Source organism: Vicinamibacterales bacterium, from assembly GCA_041659285.1.
Lineage (GTDB): Bacteria > Acidobacteriota > Vicinamibacteria > Vicinamibacterales > UBA2999 > 12-FULL-67-14b.
Map to the genome: position 1 here is coordinate 88,276 of JBAZYO010000001.1, position 18,624 is coordinate 106,899.

General features: G+C 67.9%; 12 protein-coding genes. 8 read left to right on the top strand and 4 right to left on the bottom strand.

All coding sequences use genetic code 11. From position 1 onward, the window contains the following. Positions 1 to 155 precede the first annotated feature (155 nt). Positions 156 to 1,952 carry an amidase gene (locus WC815_00415; GenBank protein ID MFA5907218.1) on the top strand — a complete coding sequence of 599 codons (1,797 nt, stop codon included), beginning with the start codon at positions 156 to 158 and terminating at the stop codon, positions 1,950 to 1,952. A gap of 21 nt (positions 1,953 to 1,973) precedes the next feature. On the opposite strand, the gene WC815_00420 is transcribed toward WC815_00415, so the two are convergent. Continuing rightward, positions 1,974 to 2,816 (bottom strand): NmrA/HSCARG family protein, encoded by an 843-nt coding sequence (locus tag WC815_00420; protein MFA5907219.1) that lies wholly within the window; start codon positions 2,814 to 2,816, stop codon positions 1,974 to 1,976. A 165-nt stretch (positions 2,817 to 2,981) separates the two neighbouring features. Then, complete coding sequence (locus WC815_00425; GenBank protein MFA5907220.1) at positions 2,982 to 5,510, bottom strand: ABC transporter permease; 2,529 nt, start codon at positions 5,508 to 5,510, stop codon at positions 2,982 to 2,984. 60 nt (positions 5,511 to 5,570) lie between these two features. On the opposite strand from WC815_00425, the gene WC815_00430 reads away from it, so the two are divergent. Next, positions 5,571 to 7,271 carry an amidohydrolase gene (locus tag WC815_00430; protein ID MFA5907221.1) on the top strand — a complete coding sequence of 567 codons (1,701 nt, stop codon included), beginning with the start codon at positions 5,571 to 5,573 and terminating at the stop codon, positions 7,269 to 7,271. Between the two features lie 77 nt (positions 7,272 to 7,348). On the opposite strand, the gene WC815_00435 is transcribed toward WC815_00430, so the two are convergent. Next, complete coding sequence (locus WC815_00435; protein ID MFA5907222.1) at positions 7,349 to 7,624, bottom strand: hypothetical protein; 276 nt, start codon at positions 7,622 to 7,624, stop codon at positions 7,349 to 7,351. Between the two features lie 88 nt (positions 7,625 to 7,712). On the opposite strand from WC815_00435, the gene WC815_00440 reads away from it, so the two are divergent. The 6 genes from WC815_00440 (at position 7,713) to WC815_00465 (ending at position 17,409) form a co-directional block, all read left to right on the top strand. Next, complete coding sequence (locus WC815_00440; protein ID MFA5907223.1) at positions 7,713 to 8,546, top strand: hypothetical protein; 834 nt, start codon at positions 7,713 to 7,715, stop codon at positions 8,544 to 8,546. A 2-nt stretch (positions 8,547 to 8,548) separates the two neighbouring features. Beyond that, complete coding sequence (locus tag WC815_00445; protein ID MFA5907224.1) at positions 8,549 to 10,147, top strand: hypothetical protein; 1,599 nt, start codon at positions 8,549 to 8,551, stop codon at positions 10,145 to 10,147. 61 nt (positions 10,148 to 10,208) lie between these two features. Further along, positions 10,209 to 13,559, top strand: coding sequence for an error-prone DNA polymerase (locus WC815_00450; GenBank protein ID MFA5907225.1), 3,351 nt, complete (start codon positions 10,209 to 10,211; stop codon positions 13,557 to 13,559). 44 nt (positions 13,560 to 13,603) lie between these two features. Beyond that, positions 13,604 to 13,939, top strand: coding sequence for a hypothetical protein (locus tag WC815_00455; protein MFA5907226.1), 336 nt, complete (start codon positions 13,604 to 13,606; stop codon positions 13,937 to 13,939). Between the two features lie 21 nt (positions 13,940 to 13,960). Next, on the top strand, positions 13,961 to 15,718 hold the full coding sequence (locus WC815_00460) for a hypothetical protein (GenBank protein MFA5907227.1): 1,758 nt from the start codon (positions 13,961 to 13,963) through the stop codon (positions 15,716 to 15,718). Continuing rightward, positions 15,715 to 17,409: a SulP family inorganic anion transporter gene (locus tag WC815_00465; protein MFA5907228.1), complete on the top strand. Its 1,695-nt coding sequence runs from the start codon at positions 15,715 to 15,717 to the stop codon at positions 17,407 to 17,409. Before WC815_00460 ends, WC815_00465 begins: the two co-directional genes overlap by 4 nt. Positions 17,410 to 17,445: 36 nt before the next feature. Here WC815_00465 and WC815_00470 read toward each other — a convergent pair whose 3' ends face one another. Further along, positions 17,446 to 18,561, bottom strand: coding sequence for a RidA family protein (locus WC815_00470; protein ID MFA5907229.1), 1,116 nt, complete (start codon positions 18,559 to 18,561; stop codon positions 17,446 to 17,448). Positions 18,562 to 18,624 lie beyond the last annotated feature (63 nt).

The following is an 18,624-nucleotide window of genomic DNA, read 5'->3' on the forward strand; positions in this document are numbered from 1 at the left end:
ATGTTATGCGATTTGGCTACACTAGGTCCGGCTAAAGCCGGACGCTACATCGGCTAGAGCCGGGACCAATCCGGCTGAAGCCGGGACCAATCCGGCTAAAGCCGGATGCTACATGTGGAATGTAGCGTCCGCCTTTAGGCGGACCAGGAGACCGAATGAAGAACATCGACCAGACGAGACGACGATTCATGGCGCATTTCGCCGGCGCCGGCCTCGGCGCGACCCTGGCCCCCGGCATCGTGTGGGCGCGCATGCAGGACGCCGGCACTCAGCGGGTGACGCTGGCCATGGTCACCGACGCCCTCAAGCTGTCGGGCATCGACCTCACGGAAGAGGAGCGCACGGCGCTCGTCGAGGGCGCCAACCGCAACCTCGCGGGCTACGACGAGATCCGCAAGCTCCACATTCCGCCCGACATCTCGCCGCCGTTCCACTTCAGCCCCGTGGTGCCGGGCCTCGCCGTCAACAAGGCGAAGCAGCCGTTCCGCCTGAGCGCGGCGCCCGCCGTCAAGCGGCCGGCGAACCTCGAAGACGCGGCGTTCTGGCCGGTTCGCCACCTGGCCGAACTGGTTCGCACGCGCCAGGTGACGTCGCTCGAGCTCACCGACATGTACCTCGCGCGGCTGCACCGCTACAACCCGCTGCTCAACAACGTGGTCACCTTCCTCGACGATCACGGCCGCGCCGAAGCGAAACGCGCCGACGCCGAGATTGCCGCCGGCAAGTACAAGGGCCCGCTGCACGGCATCCCGTGGGGCGCGAAAGACATCATCTCGCTCAAGGGCCACAAGACCACCTGGGGATCGGCGCCGTTCAAGGACCAGGTGCTCGACTACGACGCGAGCGTGATCGAAATGCTGCGCGATGCCGGTGCGGTGCTGATCGCGAAGGTGGCGACCGGAGAGCTGGCGGGCGGCGACAACTGGTTCGGCGGGCAGACCAAGAACCCGTGGGATCCGACGCAGGGCTCCAGCGGATCCTCGGCCGGTCCCTCGTCCGCCACGGCGGCCGGCTGCATCGCGTTCGGCATCGGCACCGAGACCAGCGGATCGATCCTCAGCCCCTCGGCCCGTTGCGGCCTGGCCGGGCTGCGCCCGACCTTCGGGCGCGTCAGCCGCTACGGCGTGATGGCGCTGTCGTGGACGCTCGATCGGCTGGGGCCGATCTGCCGCTACGCCGAAGACACCGCGATCGTGATGCAGGCCATTGCCAAACCCGATGGCCGCGACATGAGCGTGACCGACGTGCCGTTCAACTGGAACGCGCAGTTCGATGTCAGGAAGCTGAAGGTCGGCATCATCCAGGACTCGTTCGACGACATCAGCAACGCCTCGGCGAAGGCCAACGCGCAGAACACGCTCGAGACGTTGCGGTCGCTCGGCGTGACGCAGTTCATTCCGGTGGTCGTGCCGGAGTTTTCGGCCAACATCAGCGGCTTCAACGTCGAGCGCACGGCGTATTTCGACGAGCACATCCGCGCCGGCCGCATGAAGGGGACGCGGGGCGGGAATCAGGCTGGCGGGCGCCTGATCCCGGCGCCCGACTACCTGCAGCAGCAGCGCGCGCGCATGATGATGATGATCGAGCTGGCCAAGGCCACCTCCCACGTCGACGTCTACATCGTCGGGTCGAACAACACCGGTGTGGGCGGTCCCGGGCCGCGCCCGGCCGGCGCGCCCGATGCCGCGCCGCCACCGCCGCAGCAACAACAGCGCCCGCAGTCGCCGACCCAGCGCCACTTCACCATGGCGAACGCGGCGGGCTACCCGGCCATCAACCTGCCGAATGGGTTTGCCGACACCGGCAGCCCGACCAATGCGGTGATCTACGGGCAGCCGTACCGCGAGCTGGAGATTATCGCGCTGGCAAAGGCGTATCAGGATGCGGCCGGCTTCCACCTGCGGAAGCCCGCCAGGCTCGATGCGCCACCGACGCCGACGCAACAGCAGTAGTGGTGCCAGAAGGGCGGGACTTCAGTCCCGCCCTCTTGCCCACTCCTTGAGCGACGTGGGCTTCACGCCGTACTTCGCCGCGTTGCCCGCGATGTCGGCGTCGTAGCCGACCGCTTCGAACCATTCCAGCATCAGCGCGAAGTCTTCGCTGTTCTTGCGGACCGCGCTCATCGGGATTTGCATGTACTCGATCTTGCGCCCGAGCCCCGCGCTGAGTGCCGCGGCTGCCTGCGGCAGGGTGACCGCATCCCCAGCGATATCGAGCTCGAGGTTCTTGAACCGCGCCTGGTCGGTAAACGCCAAGGCGCCGTACTGCCCGATGTCGGCGACCGCAATCATCTGCAGCACCGTTGTCGGATCGAGCGCGCTCACCAGCTTGTCGCCGTTCAGGAACGACGGGCTCGCCAGGTTCTCCATGAAGAACACCGGGCGGATGATCGCGTACGACGGGAAGCCGAGGCCGCGGATGGTGCCTTCCACGCGCCACTTGTTCTCGAAGTGGGGAATGCCGGTCTGGCGATCGGCCGACGCCACCGACGCGTAAACGTAGTGTTGGACGCCGGCCGCGCGCGCGAGTTTCGCAAACCGGTGGCCCTGGGCCTCTTCGCCCTCGACACCGGCGGTCCAGGTGTTCTGCACGGCGTAGGCGCCCCAGGCGCCGGCCAGCGCCGCCTTCACCGACGCCTCATCGTCCAGGTCGCCCCTGACGAGCTCGGCGCCGATGGCGGCCAGCGCCTTGGCGGCGTCGCTGCTGGGATTGCGCGTCAGCGCGCGAAGCTTGAAGCCCTTGCCGGCAAGGGCCCGCGCCGTGGCGCCGCCCTGCTGTCCCGTGGCGCCTGAGATGAGAATGATTCGTTCGCTCATGGTTCCTACTCCTCGTTATTCAGACGCCGGCGGCGAGCCAAAGATTCAGCCGCAGAAGAACACAGCCGCAGATTTGACGCAGATCAGGCACAGATCCTGGGCTTGGGGACCCAAGAATGAATCTGTGGCGCCGCTGATTACCGACAGGGGTGGTAGGGTGCTTGTTCAGTCGTTTCGAAGCGCCGTCATCGGCAAGACGTGAGCCGCGCGCCGCGCGGGGATGACCGACGCGATGATCGACGCCACCGCCAGCAGGCCCGCGGCGCCGCCGAGCGTGACCGGATCCAACGGGCTCACCCGGTAGATCACGGCGCTCATGCCCCAGCCCAGCAGGATGCCGAGCAGCAGCCCAATCGCCACGCCGGCGGCCGTGGTCCACGCCGTCTCGCGGATCACCAGGCGCATCACGTCCATCGGCGAGGCGCCAATCGCCATCCGCACGCCGAATTCGCGCGTCCGCCGCGACACCAGGTAGCTGCGCACGCCGTAAAGGCCCACCACCGCCACGAAGGCCGCCGCCAGGCCCAGCGTGAGGAACAGGCGCGCCGCCGCGCGCAGGGCCCAGACTTGCGCGCTGCGCTCGTGCTGTGTCCGGAAGCTGGTGACGAACATCACCGGCATGTCGGCATCCACCGCTCGCAATTCCTCGCGGACCGAGCCGATCAGCGCCTCGGCGTTCTGCGGCGCCGCGGCCCGTGTGTAGACGAACATGCGCGTCGAGCCGCTGTTGCCGGTCGGCAGGTAGATGTGCGGCTCCGGCCTGGCGGCGAACAGATCGTGCTTCACCCCTGGGGCCACGCCGACGATGAGCATCGGCCGGGAGTCGGTATTGCCGGAATCGGCGCCGAACTGCAACAACTGCCCGACCGGGTCCTCATTGGCGAAGAGCCGTTCGGCCAGTGCCACATCGATGATCACCGACGGCGTGCCGCCGGCGCCGATTTCCTCGGCGGCGTTGAACTCGCGCCCGCGCAGCATCGGCAGGCCCAGCGTGCGGAAGTAGTCGGCCCCGACCACGTACTCGATCACCTGCACGATCTTGCCCTTGGCGTCGGGGTCTTCGTTCTTCAAGCGGCGGCCCTCGCGCTGCACCACGGCGCCCATCGTGTAGTCGCCGAAGGGCAGGACCGTGGCGACCGCGGCGCTGTCGACCCAGGGCGTGCCGCGCAGCCGCTCGAGCACCGCGCGCCGCACCTCCTTGCTCTTCACCTCGTCATAGCCGCCCAGCCGCGGATCGACCTGCGACACCACCAGCGGCTCGAGCGCGAAGCCGGGATCCGCCGACGCGCCGGCGGTGGCGCCGCGCACGAACAGGCCGCTCAGCACGAGCAGCGCCAGCGACAGCGCGAGCTGGGTGGTGACGAGGGCGCCGCGCACGGTGATGCGGCCGGCCAGGCGGCCGCTGATCTCGCCGGCCTGGTCCTTGAGCGACGACAGCAGGTCGGGGCGCGACAGCCGCAGCGCCGGCCACAGGCCGAAGCCCATCGTCGCCAGCGTGCAGAACACGAACGTGGCCATCACCACGCGCAGATCGGGCGTGACGTCGAGCGCGATGGCGATGGGCAGCACCGTCGAGAGCGATGACACCAGCAGCTGCGCCGCCCACGACGCCACGAGCAGGCCCAGCGCGCCGCCGGTCAGCGACAGCAGCAACCCTTGCACCAGCAGTTGGCGGACGATGCGCGCGCGCGAGCCGCCCACCGCGAGCCGGATCGCGATCTCCTTCTGGCGTGTCGACCCGAACGCCAGCATCATGTTGGCGAGGTTGAGGCACGAGATCAGCAGCACGGCCGCGGCGAGGCCCTGCAGCAATGCCACCGGCGCCCACAGCTCGGTGTCGTCCTGCGGGCTGGTGCTGATGCTCAAGCGGCTGAGTGGCCGCACGATCAGGTCGCGGTTCTTGTTGTCGTCCGGGAACGCCTGCTCGTGCGCGGCGGCGATCACCTTCAGCTGCTCGTCGGCCTGTGCGCGCGTGACGGCCGGTTTCAGGCGGCCGAGGACGATCAGCGAGTGATTGCGGCGATCCGCGAGCGGGAACTTGTCCCGCGAGTCGAAGTCGCTTTCGATCGCGTCGTGCACGCCGAGCGGCAGCCAGAACTCCGTGGCGATGAGCGCGGTGGTGCCGCCGAACCGCTCCGGCGCGACGCCGACGACGCCGTAGTCGTCGCCGTTGATGCGGACGGTGCGCTTCAGGATGTCGCGATCGAAGCCGGTCCGCTGCCAGTGCAGGTAGCTGACGATGACGGAGCGGGCGGGGGTGCCGGGGCGTTCTTCGTCGCGCGTGAAGTCGCGGCCGTAGGTCGGCTTCACGCCCAGAGCGTCGAAGTAGCCGGCGCTGATGATGTCGACGAACGACTGGCGGGTGGCGCCGCCTTCGGTGATGCCGGCCATGGCCACGTTGTGCGCGGCGAGGTGCGCGAACGGCCCGCCCGCCTCCCGCACATCGTCAAAGCCCGGATACGAGAAGGCGCGGTAGCCGCGAGTGGTGCCGCGCTCGTGGCTGAAGAGCCCGACCACCTCGCCCGGCGCCCCGGCGCCGGCCAGGGGGCGGAGCAGCAGGCCGTTGATGATGCCGAAAATGCCGGCGTTGACGCCGATGCCGAGCGTCAGGACGCCAATCGCGGTGAGGGTGAAGCCCGGGTGCTTCGCGAGAAGGCGCACGCTATAACGGAGGTCCTGCCAGAGTGTCCACATAGGCCTTGGAATGTAGACGGGCCGCAGGGGCGGATTGTTTCCGATATTATTCGGAGCGTCATGAGATATCTCTCCACGCTGCTTGTCCTGTTCACCGTCGCCTGCACCGCGACCACACCCATCGAACCCGCCACGATGGTGCTGCGCAACGGCAAGATCGTGACCGTGGACGAGGCGATGCCTGAGGCGCAGGCCATCGCTATCCGCGGCGATCGCATTGCCGCGGTCGGCACCAACGAGGCCATCCAGGCCTATGTCGGGCCGGCAACCCAAGTCATCGACCTCGCCGGCCAGACCGCCATTCCGGGGCTGATCGAGAGTCACGGCCACTTCATGGGGCTCGGGCAGTCGAAGATGAATCTCGACCTGATGGACGTGAAGGACTGGAACGAGATCGTCGCCATGGTCGCGGTGGCGGCGAAGCAGGCCAAGCCCGGCGAGTGGATCCTCGGCCGCGGGTGGCACCAGGAGAAGTGGAGCAGCGTGCCGCAGCCCAACGTCGAGGGTTTCCCGTTCCACGACGAGTTGAGCAAGGTCTCGCCCGACAACCCGGTGATGCTCACGCACGCGAGCGGCCACGCGAGCTTCGTCAACGCGAAGGCGATGGAGGCGGCCGGCCTGACCGCGAAGACGCCCGACCCGGCGGGTGGGGAGATTCTCAAGGACCGCGCGGGGCGGCCGATCGGCCTGCTGCGCGAAACCGCGTCCCGGATCGCCGGCGGCGCGCTCGACGAGTGGCGCTCGAAGAAGACGCCCGAAGAACGCCAGGCCGACTTGCGGCGGCAGATCGAGCTGGCGGTGAAGGCGAGCCTCGAGAAAGGCGTCACCAGCTTCCACGACGCCGGCGCGAATTTCGCGACGGTGGATCTCTACAAGCAGGTGGCCGCGGAAGGCGGCCTCGGCATCCGGCTGTGGGTGATGGTGCGTGACAGCAACGACAACCTGCGCGCGAAGCTGGCGCAATACAAGGCCGTCGGCCTCAACGACAATCACCTGACCATTGCCGCGATCAAGGTCACCGCCGACGGCGCGCTCGGCTCGCGCGGCGCGCTGATGCTCGAGCCGTATACCGATTCACCGTCGAGCACGGGCTTGCCGACGACGCCGCTCGAGAGCATCGCCGCCACCGCGAAGATCGCCATCGACAACGGCGTGCAGCTCTGCGTGCACTGCATCGGCGATCGCGCCAACCAGGAAGTGCTGAACGTCTACGAGCGCGCGTTCAAGTCGAATCCGGAGGCGAAGGACCTGCGGTGGCGCATCGAGCACGCGCAGCACCTCGCGGCCGCCGACATCCCGCGCTTCGGACAGCTCGGCGTGATCGCGTCGATGCAGGGGATCCACGCCACGTCGGATGCGCCGTACGTGCCGGCGCGCCTCGGCCCGGCGCGCGCCGAGACCGGCGCCTACGTGTGGCAGAAGCTGATGAAGACGGGCGCGATCATCGCCAACGGGACTGATGTGCCGGTGGAGCGCATCGACCCGATGGCGAATTTCTACGCCACCGTCACGCGCAAGACGAAGGACGGCTCGGTGTTCTACGGCGAGCAGAAGATGACGCGCGCCGAGGCGCTCAAGTCCTATACCTGGAACGGCGCCTTTGCGGCGAAAGAGGAATCGCTCAAGGGCTCGCTTGCCGCCGGCAAGCTCGCCGACATCACGGTGCTGTCGAAAGACATCATGACCGTGCCCGAGGACGAGATCGCGGCGACCACCGTCGTTTACACCATCGTCGGCGGCAAGGTGGCTTACACCCGATAGGCCGCAGATGAAGACAGCCGCAGATGAGACAGCCGCAGATGAAGACAGCCGCAGATTAATCCGCAGATTCTGGTTTTTTAATCTGTGCTTAATCTGTGGCTGATGAGCCGTTGCTCAATATCCGCGGCCCCGCGGCGCCAGAAGTACGCAGCGATTGGCACCAGGACGATTCCGACGCCGACTTGCCACCAGATCACCGACTCGGACCAAGCTGAGCCGGCGAAGAACCGTTCGCGTTTATCGAGGAAGTAACCGATGCTGCCGGCGATGAGGAATACGACCGACAGGGCGGTTGTCATGAACGCCAGCCAGGGCGGACTCCACCGACCATAGAGTCGTCCGTATTTGCTCATTGGGCCAATTCTACGCCCGCTCGACATTCGCTTGACTTTCGCTATGGTCGGATTACAATGGCGAAAGTTAAGCGAATAGAGGTGAAATATGGCCGTCCGCGCCACCGTAGAAGCCCTGCTCCGAGAGCGAAAACTCGACCGCACCCTCACCTCTGCCATTCCTGAACGTCTCGGCGAAGACGCGGTCTCGCCACTGGACGTCGCCGCCCTCGATCGCGGACTCGCCGGTGGCTTGCCGCGAGGGCAGGTGTCTGAAGTGGTGGGACCCGCTTCGTCGGGCCGCACGGCCCTGGTCTGGGCCGCGCTGGCCGCGGCCACGCGCCGGGGCGAATCGGTGGCGCTCATCGACACCTTCGATCGGTTCGATCCGCCCACGGCGGCAGCCTGCGGCTTCGTGCTGCCGCGCCTGCTCTGGGTGCGCGGCCAGGCGGTGTCGAAGACCGCGGTCGCCGTGGACCCGGCGTGGCTTCCGGGCGTGCGCGCGGTGAACGGGCCCGGCACGTTCGTGGAGCGCGTGATCGATCGCGCGCTCAAGTCGCTCAACCTGGTCGTGCAGTCGGGCGTGTGCACGCTGGTGGCCATCGATCTGATCGACGTGCCGGCCACGGCGCTGCGCCGGTTACCGGCGGCCACCTGGTTCCGCATCGAGCGCGCCATCGAGGGCAGCGATACGGCGGTCGTCATTCTGGCGGCCCAGCCGGTGGCTCGGAGCACCGGAGGGCGTTCGATCGTGATGGGCGCCGCGATCCCGACGAGCAGCCCCTCCCGACAAGAGGTGCCCTCCCGCCAGGTTCTGTGGAAAGGTGACCACGATCGCACGCGCCGCCTCGGCGGCGTGCGCACGGGCGCCGCGGTCACTGCCGCGCGTTGGTCGCACGCGCAGCACGTCGGCGTGGACACCCGCTTCGTTCACGCGGTGTAATCGTGTTTGCCGCGCTGTACGCCCCGTCGCTCCCGGCGGCGGCCCTTGTTGATGTGGCGCGCGCGTTCACGCCGCGTTTCGAGCAGGTCGGTCCGCTCGTGTTGCTCGATGCCGGTGGCCTGTCGCGCCTGTTCGGCAGCGCGCAGGAGCTGGGCGCGCACTTGCGGGAGGCATTGTCCTCCCGACCCGGAGTGTCCTCCCGACCCGAGGTGCCCTCCCGACCCGAGGTGCCCTCCCGACCCGAGGTGCCCTCCCGACCCGAGGTGCCCTCCCGTCAAGAGGTGTCCTCCCGTCCCGAAGTGTCGCCCCGTCAGTTTCCGCAGCCGCGGGTAGCAATCGCGTTTACGCAGACAGCCGCGGCTCTCCTCGCCCTGGGTCGCCCCGGCCTCACGGTAGTTGAGCCCGGGAATGAGGCGAAGGCACTCGCCCCGCTCAGCGTGAGCGTGCTGGAGCGATACGAGAAGCTCCAGGATGCGTCCGCCTCCGCTCGCGAACAATCGGGCGAGCTACGGCGAGACCCCGCCATAGCGGCCTCCGGCCGCGAAGGCGGGGGTTGGCATCACCCCCGCCACACGCACCAGGCAAGCCGCCCGAAGCGGCGCGCGGAAGAAGATCGCCACCTCGAAATCCTGTCCAAGTGGGGCATCCGCACGCTGGGTGCGTTTGCCGCCCTCGATGGACCTGACGTGTCCGCGCGTCTCGGCGATCGCGGCCTGCAGTGGCAGGCGCTGGCGCGCGGCGTGGATGCGCGGCCGCTGGTGCCGTGGGTGGACGAGGTGCCCTTCGAGGCGGCGCTGGAATTGGAATGGCCCATCGAAGGCCTCGAGCCGTTGTCGTTCGTGCTGGCGCGGCTGTTCGAGCCGTTGGCGGAGCGGTTGGAGCGCGCCGATCGCGGCGCCGCCGTGATCCACACCTCGCTCCGCCTCACCACCAGGACGGTGCATGCGCGGACCTTGCCGTTGCCGGCGCCCATGCGCGATGCCAAGACGCTGCGCACGCTGGTCCTGCTCGATCTGGAAACGCATCCGCCCGACGCGCCCATCGACACGGTGCGCGTGTGCATCGAGCCGACGCCGGGGCGCGTGCTGCAGTGGACGCTGCTCGAACGCGCGCAACCGGCGCCCGAGCAGGTGTCCACGCTGATTGCGCGCCTGAGCGCGCTGATGGGCGACACACATGTGGGGTCGCCGGCGCTGCTCGACACCTGGAAGCCGGGGGCGTTCGCAATGGCCCGCTTCGGGATTGCGGCGTCGGGTGCCCCGATCGCGTCGCCACCGCCGGCGCCTGATCCGTCAATCGGATCGGCGCTGCGCCGATTCAGGTTTCCGGTTCCCACGCGTGTTCACGTCCAGGAAGGGCGTCCCGTTCGGATCGTCACGGATCGGAATGGCTTCACCAGTGGAGCAGTCGTCCAGGCCGCGGGACCATGGCGGACCTCTGGAGAATGGTGGTCGACGCCGGGTCCTGAGCCTGCGTCTTCCGCGTCATCGGCGCCGTGGGATCGCGATGAGTGGGACGTGGCCATGGCCGATGGCACCATCTACCGCCTGGTCGTCGAACGCGGTGTCGGGCAGTGGTTCCTCGAGGGGATCGTGGATTAGCGCGTGTAAGAAGCCTTGAAGGAATTAGTTGTTCTGCGTCATCTGTGTCATCTGCGGCCCCGTGTATATCGAACTCCACACCTCATCGGCGTTCAGCTTCTTGCGCGCAGCGTCGGTGCCCGAAACGATCGTCGAGCGCGCGGCGACGCTCGGCTACCCGGCGGTCGCGTTACTCGACCGCGACGGTGTCTCGGGCGCGCCGCGCTTCCACAAGGCGGCGCTCGCCGCCGGCATTCGTCCGCTGATCGGCGCCGAACTCACGGTCGAAACCGTCGCCAGAAATCACCAGATAAATCACAAAATCACAAAATCCCGCACCCAAATCTCCAAATCACCAACTCACGAGATCACCAAATTTCATCTTCCGGTTTTGGTGTCATCGCAGGAAGGCTGGCGCAACCTCTGCCGCCTGCTGTCGCGCATGAAGTTGCGGGCGCCGAAGGGCGAGGGCGCGCTGGCGATTGATGAACTCGACGGCTTCACCACCGGGCTGATTGCGATGCCGGGCCGGGCGCTGTTGCGCGCCGAGCGCTACGGCGTGGGCGGGCTGCTCGACCGCATTGTCGGCGTGTTCGGGCGGGCCAACACCTACGTGGAACTGCAGCGGCATTTGCACCGCGACCAGGAAGACGACAACGACGCGCTGGTGTGCCTGGCCGAGGCGTTTCGCGTGCCGCTGGTGGCCACCGGCGGCGTGAGCTTTGCCACGCCGGAGGAACGGCCGCTGTTCGACGTGCTGACGTCGATTCGCGAACACCTGCCGCTGCATCGCGCCGGCCGGCGCCTGGCGGCGAATGCCGAGCGCTACTTGAAGCCCCCGGCGCAAATGGCGCGCCTGTTCGCGGATCGGCCCGATGCCGTTCACGCCACGCTCGACCTGGCGGATCGCCTGCAGTTCCGGATGACGGACCTGGGCTATCGCTTCCCGCGCTACCCGGTGCCCGCGGGCGAGACCGAGGCGTCGTTCCTGCGGAAGATCACCGAAGTCGGCGCGCGCGATCGCTACCGGCCCTACTACGACAAGGCCCGCGCGCAGGTGGCGCGCGAGCTGGATCTGATCGAGAAGCTGCAGCTGGCCGGCTACTTCCTGATCGTGTGGGACATCGTCAACTTCTGCCGGCAGCAGGACATCCTGGTGCAGGGCCGCGGCTCGGCGGCCAACAGCGCCGTGTGCTACAGCCTGGGCATCACCGCGGTCGATCCCGTGGCGATGGAGTTGCTGTTCGAGCGCTTCCTGTCGGAAGAACGCGGCGAGTGGCCCGACATCGATCTCGACCTGCCGAGCGGCGACCGCCGCGAGCGCGTGATCCAGCACGTTTACCAGAAGTACGGGCAGCACGGCGCCGCCATGACCGCCAACGTCATCACCTATCGCGGCAAGAGCGCGGCGCGCGAAGTGGGGAAGGCGCTGGACCTGGATGAGGGGCAGATCGATCGCCTGGCCAAGGTGATGCACCAGTTCGAGTTCATCGATCCCGCCGACACCTTGTCGAAACGCCTGGCCGAAGTCGGCATGGCCGGCGACGAGCCGCGCGTGCGTCACTTCGCGGAGCTGTGGCGGCAAATGCAGGACCTGCCGCGCCATCTGGGTCAGCACTCCGGCGGCATGGTGGTGTGCCAGGGCGACCTGTCGTCGGTGGTGCCGCTCGAAAACGCCAGCATGCCCGGCCGCGTGGTGGTGCAGTGGGACAAGGAAGACTGCGCCGACATGGGGATCGTCAAGGTGGATCTGCTGGGGCTCGGCATGATGGCGGTGCTGCAGGACACGATCCATCTGGTGAATCGCGAACACCCCGACACCATCAGCCTCGCCTCGATACCACCTGATGATCCCGAGGTCTACCGCATGCTGCGCGCCGCCGACACCATCGGCGTGTTCCAGGTCGAGTCGCGCGCGCAAATGGCGACGCTGCCGCGGCTCAAGCCCGAGAAGTTCTACGACCTGGTCGTCGAAGTCGCCATCATCCGCCCCGGCCCCATCGTCGGGCAGATGGTGCATCCCTACCTGAATCGCCGCGCTGGACGCGAAGCGGTGATTTACGATCACCCGCTGCTCGAGCCCATCCTCAAGCGCACGCTGGGCGTGCCGCTGTTCCAGGAGCAGTTGCTGCGGATGGCGATGGTGGTGGCGGGCTTCACCGGCGGGCAGGCCGAGGACCTGCGCCGCGCCATGGGCTTCAAGCGATCCGAGAAGCGCATGCTGCAGCTCGAAGGCCTGTTGCGCGACGGGATGGCGAAGCACGGCATCACCGGCGAGGCCGCCGACCGCATCGTGCTGGCCATCACCTCGTTTGCCCTGTATGGCTTTCCGGAATCGCACGCCGCCAGCTTCGCGCTGCTCGCGTATGCGAGCGCCTACTTCAAGGCGCATTACCCGGCGGCGTTCTACACCGCGCTGCTGAACAACCAGCCGATGGGCTTCTACCACCCGGCCACGCTGGTGAAAGATGCGCAGCGCAGGGGCGTGCGCTTCAATCCGATCGATGTCCAGGTCTCGGACTGGGATTGCACGGTCGAGGCCGATGGCTCGATCCGGCTGGGCCTGCGCTACGTCCGCGGATTGCGCGCGGAGGCGGGCAGGGCGGTTGCTAACGCGAAGTTGGAAGCGAGCAGTCAGAAGTTGGAAGGCAGGAGCGACGTCTGCCCGAAGTGCGGGTGTGATGATCCGACCATGCTGGAGGCGACGCCGCAGAGCTCGCGTTTCTGCAACGTCTGCTCGCATGAGTGGGCGGCCACACCGGTGCACACCGGCCGCTTCCGCAGCGTTGACGAACTGGTCCGCCGCACCGGCCTTCGCCGGGATGAAATGGTGGTGCTCGCGGAAGTCGGCGCGCTCAATTCACTGGGCCACGACCGCCGGTCGGCCTTGTGGCAAGTGGAGCGAGCGGTTCGCCCAGCCGGCGAGCTGTTCGAAGAAGGACGTTCGGAGGGACGTTCGGAGGGCGGGGACTTTAGTCCCCGCCACACTGTCGAATCACCGCTCCCCGACATGGACATCTCCGAGCGCCTCGTCGCCGACTACTCGGGCACCGGCCTGACCGTGGGGCCGCATCCGCTGACGTTCCGCCGGCATGAACTGTCGATGCGCGGCGTGCTGCCGGCCAGCGAGTTGCCGAAGGCACGGCCTGGCCGCCGCGTGCGCACCGCCGGCATGGTCATCACGCGCCAGCGCCCGGGCACCGCCAAGGGCTTCGTCTTCCTCACCCTCGAAGACGAAACCGGTATCTCGAACATCATCGTCCGGCCGGACCTCTACGCCACCGATCGCCTGACCATCGTCGAATCGTCGTTCCTGCTGGTGGACGGCGTGCTGCAGAACCAGGACGGCGTCACCTCGATCAAGGCCGAGCGCGTGTCGAAGCTCGATGGCCTGGCGGACGAGGCCGCGATCGACTCGCACGATTTCCATTGATGCTATAACTGGGAGGATCCTCGAAGTTCGCAAGGAGGCGTCCCATGTCTCTCACGGACCGCTGGCCGCACGCGCTGGTCGTCGTTGGATTCCTCGGCATGTTAGTCGGCGCCCTCGACCCCCTGGAGGGCTCACTCATCATCCTGCCCGGCATCGCCTTGGTCGCGCTCGGCGCCCGGCTGGGGCACAGCCGGCATCGCGTGCTCCTTTACTGGTCCCTCGCCCTGGTTGCCGCCGGCGTCGGCGCGTTGTGGGCGCTGAGCGCGGTCGGAGGGTTCGGCGGCCAGACGGGCCGGTCGAATTGGTGGGCCCTCGTGCTGCTGCCCTATCCCGCCGGCTGGATCATGGGCCTGCTGGGCGCGGCCAGGACGTTGCGCTGAACCGCCATAGAATAGGGGCGCATGCGCGCGCTTGTCCTGTTCGGTGTCGTCGTCGGCGCTCTGGTCGCCCTGTTGTGGGCCCGGCCGGCGCCGGTGGCCGGTGGGGAAGCGCCCCGGCTCGCTTACATCACCACCGCCAGGCAACTCGGCGTCGTCGGGTATCGGGATCCCGTCGGCGTGATCTCGCCCGATGCCACGCGCCTGGCCTACACCGAGGGCCGTCACGTCCGCGTGCTGCCCATTGGCGGCGGTGTGGCGCAGACGCTCCCTCCCGGAGAGGGGCAAGTTCGCCACCTGGCCTGGGCTGGCAACGACACCCTGATCGCCGAAGACACCGGCGCGGCCACCCGGTGGTGGCGCTACGACCTCGCCGCCGACGTCGTCTTGCGTAAGCCGCTCTGGGACGGCACCGACGTGGACCATCTGCGCCAACTTGCCTGGAGCGACGACGGCCAGTGGGTGGCGGCGCTGGCCACCGGCAAGGAAGGCCCGGAGTTGTGGCGCATTTCAGCGGACGGCTCGAAGCGGGCCCGCACGCCCCTGGGCGGCCGCCCCTCGTCGCCGGCGTGGACGCGGTCCGGTGAGATCGCGTGCGTGTCGAACGAAGGCGGCCGGCCGCGGTTGTCGATGCCCTGCGGCGCGCCGGCGCTGCGCCTCGATCCCGATCTCGACGTGATTGGCCCGCTCGCGTTTTCCGCCGACGGCACGGAGGTCTACTTCGCCTCGCCGAATCAGGAGGGCATGGCGGACCTGTGGGCGGCCGACCCCGCCAAGAGCCGGGCCCGGCGGCTGTCGTCCTTCACCCGCGATGCCTACGCGCCATCGGCCGCCGCCGACGGCACCACCATCTTCAAGGTCCAGTCGTACCGCACGTTCCTGGCCGACGCGCCCGCCTCGGGCGGCGCCACGCGACAGCTCACCACGTTCCAGTCGGAGACGCCTTCGTACCACCCGTCGCGCCGGCGCCTGGCCTTTACCTATGGCACCTGGCGTCGCCTCGTGGACGATGCCCGGTACCCCGACATCGCGCAGGAGATCGGCGTGATCGATCTGTCGCAGCCGGTCCCCGCCGACAAGCCGCTGGACGTGATCGCGAAGTCCGATTCCGAAGATCAGGCCATGACCTGGTCTCCCAACGGCAAGTGGATCGCGTTCCACACGCACCGCGAGATGTCAGACGACGTGTGGCTGCGTCCGGCGGATGGCAAGGCACCCGATCGCCGGATCACGTTCCTGGGCCGGGGCGCCGAAGTGGGCTGGCCGCGCTGGTCGCCCGATGGCCAGACCGTGTTGCTCGATGGCGCCCGCAAGGGCGACGGCCGGTCGGTCGTGTATGCCATCGGCGTGGACCAGAACAGCGGCACGGTCACGTCCGGCCTGCGCGAGGTCACGGCAGAGGGCTTCGCGGGTGAGATTACGCATGCCGAGTGGCTGCCGAGCGGCGCCACGGTGATTGCCATCGCGAAAGACGCGCCCGGCCGGCACGCCATCATCACGCTCCCGATCACCGGCGGCCGCCCGCGCGTGGTGCACCAGTTCGCCACCGAGCACGACTTCCCGGGCCTGGCGGCGTCGCCCGACGGGCGCTCGGTCGCTTTCGCGGCGCCCGCCGCCGACGGCTACTTCCAGATTTTCAGGATGCCGATTGTCGGCAGCGGGTCCCCGGTGCAGGTGACGAGCGACCCTTCGAACAAGACCCAGCCGGCATGGTCCCCCGATGGCGCCAGAGTGGCGTTCACGGTGTGGAGTTACGAAGCGGTATTCTTAAAGATGCAATGAAACGCCCGCTACCGGACTGGCTTCCACGGTTCGTCCTCACATTCTCCGAGGGCTACACCCGCACCGCACTCACCGCCGACCTCATCGCCGGCGTCACCGTCGGCCTGGTGGCCCTGCCGCTGGCCATGGCCTTCGCCATCGCCTCGGGCCTCACCCCGCAGGCCGGCATCTACTGCGCCATCGTCACCGGCTTCCTCATCTCCGCGTTGGGCGGGTCGCGCTTCCAGATTGGCGGCCCCACGGGCGCCTTCGTCGTGGTGGTGTCGGGGATTGTCGCCAAGTACGGCGTGGACGGCCTGTTCATGTGCACGCTCATGGCGGGCGTGATCCTGGTGGTGATGGGCCTCACCGGGACCGGCACGGCGGTGAAGTACATCCCCAAGCCGGTCATCATCGGCTTCACCAACGGCATTGCGCTCGTCATCGCCAGCACGCAGTTCAAGGACTTCCTGGGCCTGACGGTGGACGTGCCCGGCGAGTTCATCGCGCGGCTTCGCACGATCTCCGCCAACATCGCATCGGTGTCGCCCGACAGCCTGGCGCTCGGCGCCGGCACGCTGTTGCTGCTGATGCTGTGGAGCCGCTACATCAAGCGCATCCCCGCCTACATCGTCGCGCTGTTCGTGGGCACGGGCGCGGCGGTGGTCCTGCAACTGGACGTGGCCACGGTGGGATCGCGGTTCGGCGGCATCCCGTCGGGATTGCCGGAGTTCCATATTCCGGTGTTCCGGCCCGAGTTGGTCCTGACCCTGATCTCGCCGGCGTTGACCGTGGCAATGCTCGGCGCCATCGAGTCGCTGCTGTCGGCCGTGGTCGCCGACCGCATGGGCGGCGATCGTCACAACCCGAACACCGAGTTGTTTGCCCAGGGCGTGGCCAACATCTTCTCGCCCATGTTTGGCGGACTGCCCGCAACCGGCGCGCTGGCCCGCACCGCGACCAACATCCGATCGGGCGCCAAGTCGCCCGTATCGGGCATCGTGCACGCCTTCACGCTGCTCGCGGTGCTGCTCTACGGCGCCAGTCTCGCCGCCTACGTCCCCCTGCCGGTGCTGGCCGCCATCCTGTTCGTGGTGGCGTGGAACATGGGCGAGTGGCTGGAGATCGGCGAGGTCTTCAAACAGTCGTACGCCGACATCCTGGTGTGGACGGCGACGTTTTCGCTGACCGTGCTGGCCGACCTGACGGTGGCGGTGGAAGTGGGCATGGTGCTGGCCGCGCTGCTGTTCATTCGCCGGGTGTCGCGCACCACCACGGTGAGCCGCGTGACCGACGATTACATCGAAGCCGGGCGGGCCCACATCCTGCAGGACAAGATCATCCCGCACTACGTGGCGATCTTCCGCATCCACGGACCGTTCCTGTTCGGCGCCACCGACAAGCTGCACGAGATCGCGGAACACGCCGACCTGCCGCCGGTGGTCGTGCTGCGGTTGCGGAACATGACCGCCGTGGATGCGACCGGGTTGAGCGCCATCGAAGAACTGGCCGAGGAGCTGCGGGCGAAGGGCCACACGCTGGTGTTGTGCGGCGCGCCGTCGCAACCGTTGGCCGCCATGCGGAAGGCGGAATTTCACGAGCGGCTGGGCGAGGAGAACATTTGCGTCAGCGTGCAGGACGCGTTGGATCGCGCCACCGCCATCGTCGAGTCGCAAAAGAAAGAGGCCGAGGCAGTCAGCCTCGGCCCCTGATGCCGGTCCGCCTGTCTATCCGGCTAAAGCCGGATGCTACTTGGACGCGACGAACATGATCTCGACGAGGCCGTCGGCGCCGACCAGGCCGGTCTTCACCGTGGCCCGGGCCGGGAAGTCCTTCGCGATCACCGAGCGGTAGCCGGTGTTCATCGCGTTGAAGTTCGCGAGGTCGGTGAGATACACCACCGCATCGACCACGTCAGTCCAGCTGAATCCACCCGCCGTCAGCGTGCGTTCCACGCGCGCCAGCGCTTCCTTGGTCTGCGCTTCGGCATTGCCCTTGTTGTCGGCGTTGTTGCCGAGCAGGCCCGACAGGTAGAGGCGATTGCCGACTTTGATCGCGCTACTGAGCGTCGCGCTCGGCCGGCCGGGCGTGCCGTCGGCCGCCGGCGTGGTGATGGCCGTCTTGGCGCCGCGGACGGCGGTCATGGTGATCTCCACCTGGTACTGCGGTCCGGGCAGGCCGACGATCACGGTCGCGCGCGCGGGTGGGTCCTTGGGGAACATCGGCACGTAGGCCTTGTTCATCTCCTGGAACTTGGTGCCGTCGGTGATGTAGACGCGGTTGGCGACGACGTGCTCGAAGCCGAAGCCGGCGGCCTTGAGGAGCTCGCCGGCGTTGGCCCTGATCGTGCCCATCTGCGTGGTCATGTCGCCCTCGACGGGCTGGTTGTCTTTGACGCCGCGCGACACGAGCCCGGCCATGAACAGGGTGTCGCGAGAGCGGATCGCGTAGCTGTAGGGATTGGCGGTGGACCAGCCGGCCGGCGTGATCACCACGCGCTCGCCGCCGGTGGGCACGGCCACCATCGACATTTCGACCAGCGCGCCCGGCTGGACCAGGTCGGCGACCACCGTGGTGCGGGCCGGTGCGTCTTTCGGCCAGTAATGGCGCCACACTTCGGTCATGCCGGCCACGTCGGCGCCGTTCTTGACATAGACGTTGACGCTGGCCACCATCGCCAGGCTCGAGCCGGCCTTGGTCAGGGTCTGGCTGACGTTGTCGAGCACGGTCTTGGTCTGGGCCTTGATGTCGCCCTCGATGGCGAGCGTGCCGGCCACATAGATCAACCCGTCAGCCTTGGTGGCCGCGCTGAACGGCAGCTGCCCGGTTCCCGGGAACACTTGTCGCTGGCCTTGCACGGTCACCCCCAAACACAACACGGTCAGTAGGAATACGGTCGTTAAATAGCCTCGCACGGTGCACCTCTC

Bases quoted from the DNA above. Each gene is read 5' to 3' on its own strand.
- WC815_00440 (MFA5907223.1), top strand. From the start codon at position 7,713: ATGGCCGTCCGCGCCACCGTAGAAGCCCTGCTCCGAGAGCGAAAACTC.
- WC815_00435 (MFA5907222.1), bottom strand. From the start codon at position 7,624: ATGAGCAAATACGGACGACTCTATGGTCGGTGGAGTCCGCCCTGGCTG.
- WC815_00420 (MFA5907219.1), bottom strand. From the start codon at position 2,816: ATGAGCGAACGAATCATTCTCATCTCAGGCGCCACGGGACAGCAGGGC.
- WC815_00415 (MFA5907218.1), top strand. From the start codon at position 156: ATGAAGAACATCGACCAGACGAGACGACGATTCATGGCGCATTTCGCC.
- WC815_00465 (MFA5907228.1), top strand. From the start codon at position 15,715: ATGAAACGCCCGCTACCGGACTGGCTTCCACGGTTCGTCCTCACATTC.
- WC815_00455 (MFA5907226.1), top strand. From the start codon at position 13,604: ATGTCTCTCACGGACCGCTGGCCGCACGCGCTGGTCGTCGTTGGATTC.
- WC815_00425 (MFA5907220.1), bottom strand. From the start codon at position 5,510: ATGTGGACACTCTGGCAGGACCTCCGTTATAGCGTGCGCCTTCTCGCG.
- WC815_00430 (MFA5907221.1), top strand. From the start codon at position 5,571: ATGAGATATCTCTCCACGCTGCTTGTCCTGTTCACCGTCGCCTGCACC.
- WC815_00460 (MFA5907227.1), top strand. From the start codon at position 13,961: ATGCGCGCGCTTGTCCTGTTCGGTGTCGTCGTCGGCGCTCTGGTCGCC.